Genomic DNA, 7827 nt, shown 5'->3' on the forward strand with positions numbered 1-7827 from the left:
GCGTGCCGGGCGTCGCAACGCCGCGATGATCCGTCAGAAGGCCCTAGGGCCTGTCCGGCGGATCAGGCCGGCTCCAAGGAACGGCACCTTGTCAGCGCAGGTGAGCGGGGTCTGGTGCGTGCAGCTGCAAGGCGGAGGAGGGAGTCGACGCGGAGCGTCGGCGAGTGACGACAACGCGGCAGATGTGCGTGCCAGACCCCGCGCCGCCGGCATGATCCGCCGGACAGGCCCTAGGGGTTGGCGTTCCGTGCGCGTTCCGCGAGGCGGAGCATGCGGGCGCGGGCCGACTCCAGACGGTCCGGTTCCTCGGCCGCCGGGCCCTCCCCGGCGGCCATCTCCGTCCACAGGGTGAGCAGATCGCTGCCGAGGGCCAGACCCTTCTGCGGATCGCGTACGGCCCGCCACGCGGTGGCCGCGCTCTGCATGTTGCCGTAGGCCGACTCGGCGTCTCCGGCGCGGTGCTGAACGGCGGCCAGGTCGAGGGAGATCTCCGTGGCGCGGATCGGCTCGCCGCCCAAGTAGGCGATGTAGGCGGCGAGTTCACGCACCCGCAGGACGTCGGGGTGGTCCGGCCCCAGCGTGCCGGACGCCTCGGCGACCACCTGCTCCGCCAACTCCGCGGCCGCGTCCGTCCGCCCTTCCCGCACCGCCTCACCGATCCGCCCGACCGGCTCCGCGAGCGAGGAGGTCTCCTCGATCACCGCCTCCTCCCCCATCAGAACCTCGGCCACGGCATCGAACCCCCGGACGGGGGTCGGGCGGAGGCCGGGGTCGTCGAGGAGGGGGACGGGGTCGAGGAGGGGGGTGGGGTGAGGGGCAGGACGAGGGGTGGGTGGGGGTGTTGGGGTGGAGGGGAGCGGTTGAGGGGTGGAGATGGGAGCGAAGTCGGTCGGGGGCAGGGGGACGGGGACAGAAGCAGGGGGTGAGAGGGGGCCGTACGGCGACAGCGGCTCGGGGGTCGTGGGCAGGGCCGGGGTGCCGTCCATCACCGGGGGCGGGCCGAACTCGCCCGTCGGGGGCGCCACCGTCCCGGGGGCCTGAGCCGGGGGCGAGCCAGGTGGCGGGGTGGCCGCCGGCTGTCGTAGGACGTGGGTCGGGGACGGTTCGTCATCCGTCGGGTGGGGCTCGGGCAGGTTGCCCAGGCGGAAGGTGGGGGACGCGTCCCGCGGGGCGTCCGGGAAGGGCCGTGGCGGATGGGCGGGCCGGTCATGGGGGACGGGGGTGTCGGGCAACTGGTGGCGCGGGGCGGGTGCGGCTGAGCCCATGGGTGCCCGGTCCTGCGGGGCGGGTGCGGCTGAGCCCATGGGTGCCCGGTCCTGCGGGGCGGGTGCGGTCCGTGGGGCGGAGGGCCACGGTGTCCGTGCGGGGTTCTCCGGGCCGTCGGACGGTGTCAGGTCGGCTGCCGGATCCGATGTCGGGTCGGGCTGAAGGGGCTCCTCGGCCGGCGGCGGGCTGAGGAGGACAGGGCCTCGTGGTGCGCCGAACGCCTCCGGGGAACGATCCGCCGCCGCGGACTCCGCGGCCGTCCCCGGTACCTCCGGCGGAGCCATCCGTACCGGCTCCGCCGTGAAGCGGCTGGCGCCGTCCGTGGTGACCTCCAGGGGGACGACGTAACCGATGCGGGCATCGTGGATCGTGGCGTGGACGGTGTGGCCCGCGGTGCGGGCGAGATGGTGGAGGTGGGTCAGAACGGTCTGGTGGAGTTCCTCGCCCGGCGTCGCGGTGACCGTCGTTCCGGCCACCGTCGCGCACTCACCCGCCAGGGGGACGCGGACGTCGATCGGGGTCGCCCCCGGCTGCTGGTCGCGCTTCTTTTCGCGGCTGAGTCGAGACATCTCATCCCTCACGGTCGTGCACGTAGTGTCGAGTCTCTCCGCTCGCCCCCGGTTCTCACGTCACCGTGATGTCACAGGCCTGTTCCAGGAGGTGCGGGGCGGGCGGGATGACGGGGTCGGAGCGCGGGCATGCGCACTGACGTGCGACGAGAGGCGGAGAGCGTGCAGCAGGGACCGGAGATCTGGATCCGCGGGCCGGTGGCCCCGGCAGGGAGACGGTTCGCGTGGGTCGGCACGCACGGCGGAGCCGGCGTCTCCACCCTGGCCGCCGTCTACGGCGGTCACGACAGCGGACGCGACTGGCCCGGCCCCGGCGCCCCGGCCTCCGTCCTGCTCGTCGCCCGCACGCACGCCGCGGGGCTGCTCGCCGCCCGCCGCGCACTGGAGTTCTTCCGGCGCGGTGAACACCCTCCGCACCTCGACCTCGACGCCGTCGTCCTGGTCGCGGACGCCCCCGGACGGCTTCCCCGGCCGCTCGCCCAGCGGCTCAAGGAGATCGAGTCCATGGTCGACGTGCACCGCGTGCCATGGGTGCCCGCGTGGCGCCTGGGCGATCTGAACGGCACACCACCCCGCGGAACCGAACCACTGGTCCGGCTCATCCGAGCCACCGCCGCTTAACCGCCTCCGCCCCGCCTCCGCCCCCGCCTCCGCCTCCGCCCCGGCGTCCTCGTCCGTCACGCCCGGAGCATCCACCGCGGGCCCGCTCAGCCACCCTGGACAGGTAAATGCGTACGCATATAATGCACGTGCGAGTATTTGCCATAAGCCGATCAACCAGGGGAACTCCATGACGCGCCGCTTCCTGTTCGTGCTCGGCAGCAGCCGCAGCGAGGGCAACACCGAGCTGCTGGCCCGGCGGGCCGCCGAGCAGTTGCCCTCGGACGTCGAGCAGCAGTGGATCGACCTCGCGGAACATCCGCTGCCCGACTTCGAGGATCTCCGCCACGACACCGACCATGTGCGTCCGACGATCGGCAACACGGCCCGGCTGTTCGACGCGACGCTCGCGGCAACGGACATCGTGATCGTGTCGCCGCTGTACTGGTACTCGGTGTCCGCACACGTCAAGCGCTACCTCGACCACTGGTCGGGATGGCTGCGCACACCGGGCGTCGAGTTCAAGGCGACCATGGCGGGACGGACGCTCTGGGGTGTCACCGCGCTGGCCCACCAGGAGTTCGAGGTCGCCGACCCGCTGGTCGGCACCCTCAGCAACTCGGCCGCGTACCTGGGGATGCGCTTCGGCGGAGTACTGCTCGGCAACGGCAGCAAGCCCGGTGACGTACTGAGGGACACCGACGCCCTCGGCCGCGCGAAGACCTTCTTCGCCCAGGAGGCACCTCTCGCCCGCTTCCCCTACGAACAGCTCACGCCGTGATGTCCTTCGCCGTGAACCGCGCCCACGCCGCCGAACCGAACACCGCCGCGTACAGGGCCTGGAGGCCGAGGTTCTTCACCAGGTCGTCCCAGTAGACCGGTTCGCGCATGAGGTCGGCGAAGGACAGCCAGTAGTGGGAGAAGAAGTACGGCTGGAGGGCGTGGAGTTGGGGGATCTGGTCGAGGATCTGGACCGTGATCAGCAGGCCGACCGTCGTGGCCATCGCCGCGATACCGCTGTTCGTGAGCGTCGAGACGAACAGGCCGAGGGCCGCCACGCCGGTCAGTGACGCGGCCACCACCAGGGCGATCAGCAGAGCTCTGCCCAGGCCCTCCGTGAACGTGATCCGGGTGCCGGAGATCGTCGTCAGATCGCCCAGCGGGAAGAGGATGGCGCCGACCGTCAGTGCCGAGAGTGCGACCACGAGGGTGGCGACCAGGCAGAACGCCATCACCGTCGCGTACTTGGTCAGCAGCAGGCGGGTGCGGCCCGCCGGGGCGACCAGGAGGTAGCGCAGGGTGCCGGCGTTGGCCTCGCCCGCGATCGCGTCGCCCGCGATCACGCCGATGGACATGGGGAGGAAGAAGGGGAGGGTGGCGGCGAGGGCGGTGAAGACCAGGAACAGGCCGTTGTTGGTGATCTGGGAGATGAAGGCGGGTCCACCACCGCCGCCGCCTGTCGAGGAGCCGTCGCTGGTCTCGATCTTTACCGCGATGCCCACGAGGATCGGGACCGCTGCGAGGACGGCGAGGAGGGCGAGGGTGCGCCAGCGGCGGAACGTGGTGTGGAGCTCGTTGCGGAAGAGGGTGGCTCGGAAGGTTGTGCGGCGGGTACGGGCAGTCTGTGGCTGGTCGCGCAGTTCCCCGCGCCCCTGAGGGGCGCTCAGCTCAGCCTGCGACATCGAAGCCCTCCCCCGTCAGCGCTACGAAGGCGTCCTCCAGGGAGGCCCTCTCCACTCCGAAACCCCGCACCCTCACCCCCGCCGCCACCAACGCTGTGTTGATGTCGGCCAGTTCGCCGTCCGGAGGGTCGGAGGTGACTCGGTCCTCGGCGATGACCACGTCACCGATGCCCTGTTCCTTCAGGACCCGCGCCGCCTCCGCCGGGTCCGGAGTCGTCACCACCAGGCGCCCCCTCGCCCCCGCCGCCAGATCCCCCACCAACCCCTGGGTGATCAGGCGCCCCTGGGCCATCACGGCCGCGTGGGTGCAGACCTGTTCGATCTCGTCGAGGAGGTGGGAGGAGAGGAAGACGGTGGTGCCGTCGGAGGCCAGCTCCCTCACCAGGGAGCGGATCTCCCGCATGCCCTGCGGATCCAGGCCGTTGGTCGGTTCGTCCAGGACCAGGAGTCTGCGGGGCTGGAGCAGGGCCGCCGCCAGGCCGAGTCGCTGTTTCATGCCCAGCGAGTACGCCTTCGCCTTCTTCCCCGCGGCGGCCGCCAGACCCACCCGGTCCAGTGCCGCTCCCACGCGGGCGCGCCGGGTGCGCGGGTCGGCGGTCGGGTCGGCGGCGTCGTAGCGGACGAGGTTGTCGCGGCCGGAGAGGTAGCCGTAGAGGGCCGGGCCCTCGATGAGCGCGCCCACGTGCGGGAGTACGGTCCGGGTGGCGCGCGGCATGGGGCGGCCCAGTACGCGCGCGGAGCCGGAGGTCGGCTCGATCAGGCCCATCAGCATGCGGATGGTGGTGGTCTTGCCGGAGCCGTTCGGGCCGAGGAAGCCGAAGACGCTGCCCGCCGGGACGGTCAGGTCGAGACCGTCCACGGCGAGCTGTCCACCGCGGTAGCGCTTGGTGAGGGCGCGGGTGACGATGACACCGTCACCCGCTCCTTCCGGAGCGCCGTCACCCGACCCCTCCGGATCCGGCTCCTTGGCGGACGGTTCGCCCATCGGCTTCCTCGATTCGTCGTGCCCGTGGGGGACTTACTTCCCCTCGTTCGCCGCCTTCACCAGCGCGTCCTTGGTCACCGCGCCGACGTAGACCTTGCCGTCGTCCGTGATCAGGGCGTTGATCAGGCGGGTCTTGAAGACGGTGCCCTCGCCGAACTTGCCGGAGACCTTGTCGCCGAGCGAGTCCAGGAAGCCGCCGATGTCACCGCCGCCGGCCTCGGAGCCGGACGGGACGCCCTGGCCGCCGGTGTCGAAGGTGGCTATGGAGTCCCAGCCGTCCCCGATGACGTTCAGGCCGTCGAGGCCGTCCTTGCCGAGGCCCTCCGCGGAGCCCTTGCCGAAGTCCTTGGGGACCTCGGAGTGCTCCGGCGCCCTCGTGGCGTCCTCCTCCTCGACCTTCGCGCCCTTCGGCGGGGTGAAGTCGAAGGTGGAGGCGGCCGGCTTGGCGAAGCTGACCTGGGTGAAGCCGGCGTCCACGACGGCCGCGCCACCGCTCGCCGGGGTGAGGGTGAACTTCAGCGGCAGGCCGGTCCTGGAGTCCACCGCCACGGTGATCTGACCGACCGTCGAGCCCTCGTCCTTGGGCTTGATGACCAGGCGGTAGGCGTCCCGGCCCGCTACCTGCGCGGTGCCCTCCACCGTCACCGAGGTGGTCTTGTCGGCGGCCTTGAGGGCGTCCTCGGCGAGGTCCTTGGGCGTGGCCGGGAGCTCTTCCTTGTGCTTTCCGTCGCTCTCGGAGGCCGTGGTGTGGAAGACCGAGTTGGACTTGCTGTCGTAGCCCCAGACGTCCTTGCCGTTGTGGATGAGGCTGTACTCGGCCGCGTCCTCCAGGAGCGAGACCTTCTGCTTGTCCTCGCCGTCGGCCGCGACGCGCAGGGTGTGCGTGCCCGAGGCGAGCTCGGTGAGCTTGCTCGACGGGTCCGCGGACGCGCCGTCGCCCGAGCCGGAGGGGCCCGCGGCGGAGCCCAGCGAGTTCTCCAGGCCGCCGAGGTCCGGCAGGCCGAGATCCGTGGTGATCTTCACCGTGCCGGACAGCTGCTGGACGTCCGACGCGGCGATCTTCTCGATGAGTTGCTGTGCGCTGATCTTCGGCAGGTCGGGGTCGCCCGAGTCGGCGAGCGCCGGGACGAGCCCGATGGTCGCCGCCGCGACTCCCACCACCGTGGCCGGCACGACGTACCGCGCGGCCTTGCGTCGACGCGCCGCCCGCAGTTCGTCGGCGCCCGCGGCGGTCGCGCTGTCGTCGGTTTCGTACGGTGCCATGTGTGCCTTACCTCCGTCGTCGGCGGCGGCTGTCAACTCCCGTGCGTCCACCCCGTAGCCGCCATTCTCACCCGAATCGGTGAGGAGTGGTGTTTTCCGTGGTGTCCATCTGACCAAATCCGCCACGAGCATGCGTCAACCCTCGGGGCCAACTCCGCGTACACCTGGGGTATGACACGACATGCCGGCGCCCCCTACGACCCGTAGGGGGCGCCGCTCCGGAACGGGTCAGCTCCGCAGGAACACGTAGTCGGCCTGGTACGTAACACCGACGACCGTGCCGGGCTTGCAGGAGCCCGCCGGGGCGACCCCGCCGACCGTGTTCAGGCGAAGGATCTCCACGGTCCGGGCGAGCAGGCCGTGGTGCCGACCGGACTGTGTGGCCCTGAGATCGAGCTCGGGGATGTTCCTGTCCCCGTTCGGGGTCTTGGAGAGGAGGGTTCCGGTGACCGCGCTGCGGTCGGGCGCGATCCACTGCGGGGTACCGGAGTTCGGCCGGACGAAGGAGTGCGCGATGTTCCCCCCGAGCACGGCGGCGACGTCCCGCTGGGCGAATGCGTACCCGCCGCCCTCGGCCGGCTTGCACTGGTAGATCTGCTGGCCCTTGACCACGGACGCCTGGAAGTTGTGCAGGGCGGCACGGAAGTCGAAGGCGGCGACGGTGACCTTGTGGAGCTGGCCGCGGACGGCTCCACCCGGGAACTCGCCGGTGTGGAGGTTGGCGTAGAAGGAGTTCGGGTCGGCCTTCAGCCGCGCCAGCAGGGCCTTGTCATCGACCTTCACCGTGCCCGTGACGGTGTGGTTCCGGCTGCTCTTCAGCAGGTCGGTGAAGTCGACCTTGATGCCTCCGTTGACGCCCCTCGCGCCCTGGTGGATGTGGAGCGCGGTGGGCCTGGCCACGCCGGCCCACTTCACGGCGACGGAGACCTTGTCGCCCTTGACCTTGATGAACTCCAGTGCGGCGCCGTCCCGGTCGCCGACGGCGGGACCGCCGGCCACGGGAACCTCGTTGGCCCCGCGCAGGCTCGCGGCGAGCAACGTGCCGCCCTTGCCGCCCACCGCGGCCGCGGCCGCGTTCCGGCTCACGATCTCCTGTCCGCCACCCGGGTGGCCGGAGTGACCCGCGTGGTCGGCACGGGTGCCTCCGGCGGCGAAGGCGGGTATCACCGCGGCGGCGATCCCACCGGCGGCGGCCACCGCGACCGCGGTGACGGCGAGGCTCTTACGGCGTGTCGAGAACGTCGTGTTGATGCCCATGATCCTGATTTCTCCCCGTATTGCGGCCGACGCCCCCTGCGTCGGCTTCTGTGCATGCAATTCGGAAGAGATCTCAGGTTGGATTCAGTCCAATATAGTGACGTGCGTCACTAGGGCCTGTCCGGCGGATCAGGCCGGCTCCAAGGAACGGCGCCTTGTCAGTGCAGGTGAGCGGGGTCTGGTGCGTGCAGCTGCAAGGCGGAGG

The 7827-nt window shown here is 71.3% G+C and carries 7 protein-coding genes; 2 read left to right on the forward strand and 5 right to left on the reverse strand.

Going from position 1 to position 7827, the window contains the following annotated elements:
* Positions 1-230: 230 nt before the first annotated feature.
* Positions 231-1835, reverse strand: a complete 1605-nt coding sequence (locus AB0D34_RS41660; protein WP_362672004.1) for a hypothetical protein — start codon at positions 1833-1835, stop codon at positions 231-233.
* A gap of 129 nt (positions 1836-1964) precedes the next feature.
* Here AB0D34_RS41660 and AB0D34_RS41665 point away from each other — a divergent pair, with 129 nt between their 5' ends.
* Together AB0D34_RS41665 and AB0D34_RS41670 are read left to right on the forward strand one after the other, a co-directional pair.
* Positions 1965-2456 (forward strand): DUF6668 family protein, encoded by a 492-nt coding sequence (locus AB0D34_RS41665; RefSeq protein ID WP_362672006.1) that lies wholly within the window; start codon positions 1965-1967, stop codon positions 2454-2456.
* A gap of 169 nt (positions 2457-2625) precedes the next feature.
* Positions 2626-3216 carry an NAD(P)H-dependent oxidoreductase gene (locus AB0D34_RS41670; RefSeq protein ID WP_362672009.1) on the forward strand — a complete coding sequence of 197 codons (591 nt, stop codon included), beginning with the start codon at positions 2626-2628 and terminating at the stop codon, positions 3214-3216.
* On the opposite strand, the gene AB0D34_RS41675 is transcribed toward AB0D34_RS41670, so the two are convergent.
* From AB0D34_RS41675 to AB0D34_RS41690, 4 genes are all read right to left on the reverse strand, one after another.
* The gene (locus AB0D34_RS41675; protein ID WP_362672011.1) at positions 3206-4117 is read right to left on the reverse strand and encodes an ABC transporter permease; all 912 of its coding nucleotides are present in this window, start codon (positions 4115-4117) and stop codon (positions 3206-3208) included. The two genes, AB0D34_RS41670 and AB0D34_RS41675, sit on opposite strands and share 11 nt — an antisense overlap.
* The gene (locus AB0D34_RS41680; RefSeq protein WP_362672014.1) at positions 4104-5102 is read right to left on the reverse strand and encodes an ABC transporter ATP-binding protein; all 999 of its coding nucleotides are present in this window, start codon (positions 5100-5102) and stop codon (positions 4104-4106) included. The genes AB0D34_RS41675 and AB0D34_RS41680 overlap by 14 nt, the downstream gene beginning before the upstream one ends.
* Before the next feature lie 33 nt (positions 5103-5135).
* A complete protein-coding gene (locus tag AB0D34_RS41685; protein ID WP_362672017.1) occupies positions 5136-6365 on the reverse strand; it encodes a sigma-E factor regulatory protein RseB domain-containing protein in 1230 nt (409 codons plus the stop codon).
* Positions 6366-6593: 228 nt separating this feature from the next.
* The gene (locus AB0D34_RS41690) at positions 6594-7622 is read right to left on the reverse strand and encodes a CHRD domain-containing protein (protein WP_362672018.1); all 1029 of its coding nucleotides are present in this window, start codon (positions 7620-7622) and stop codon (positions 6594-6596) included.
* Positions 7623-7827 lie beyond the last annotated feature (205 nt).

The sequence above is a fragment of the Streptomyces sp. NPDC048420 genome, assembly GCF_040651535.1.
In the GTDB taxonomy this organism is placed as follows: domain Bacteria; phylum Actinomycetota; class Actinomycetes; order Streptomycetales; family Streptomycetaceae; genus Streptomyces.

Coding starts and splice junctions, on each gene's coding strand:
- AB0D34_RS41670 (WP_362672009.1), top strand. CDS start 2,626: ATGACGCGCCGCTTCCTGTTCGTGCTCGGCAGCAGCCGCAGCGAGGGC.
- AB0D34_RS41665 (WP_362672006.1), top strand. CDS start 1,965: ATGCGCACTGACGTGCGACGAGAGGCGGAGAGCGTGCAGCAGGGACCG.
- AB0D34_RS41690 (WP_362672018.1), bottom strand. CDS start 7,622: ATGGGCATCAACACGACGTTCTCGACACGCCGTAAGAGCCTCGCCGTC.
- AB0D34_RS41660 (WP_362672004.1), bottom strand. CDS start 1,835: ATGTCTCGACTCAGCCGCGAAAAGAAGCGCGACCAGCAGCCGGGGGCG.
- AB0D34_RS41680 (WP_362672014.1), bottom strand. CDS start 5,102: ATGGGCGAACCGTCCGCCAAGGAGCCGGATCCGGAGGGGTCGGGTGAC.
- AB0D34_RS41675 (WP_362672011.1), bottom strand. CDS start 4,117: ATGTCGCAGGCTGAGCTGAGCGCCCCTCAGGGGCGCGGGGAACTGCGC.
- AB0D34_RS41685 (WP_362672017.1), bottom strand. CDS start 6,365: ATGGCACCGTACGAAACCGACGACAGCGCGACCGCCGCGGGCGCCGAC.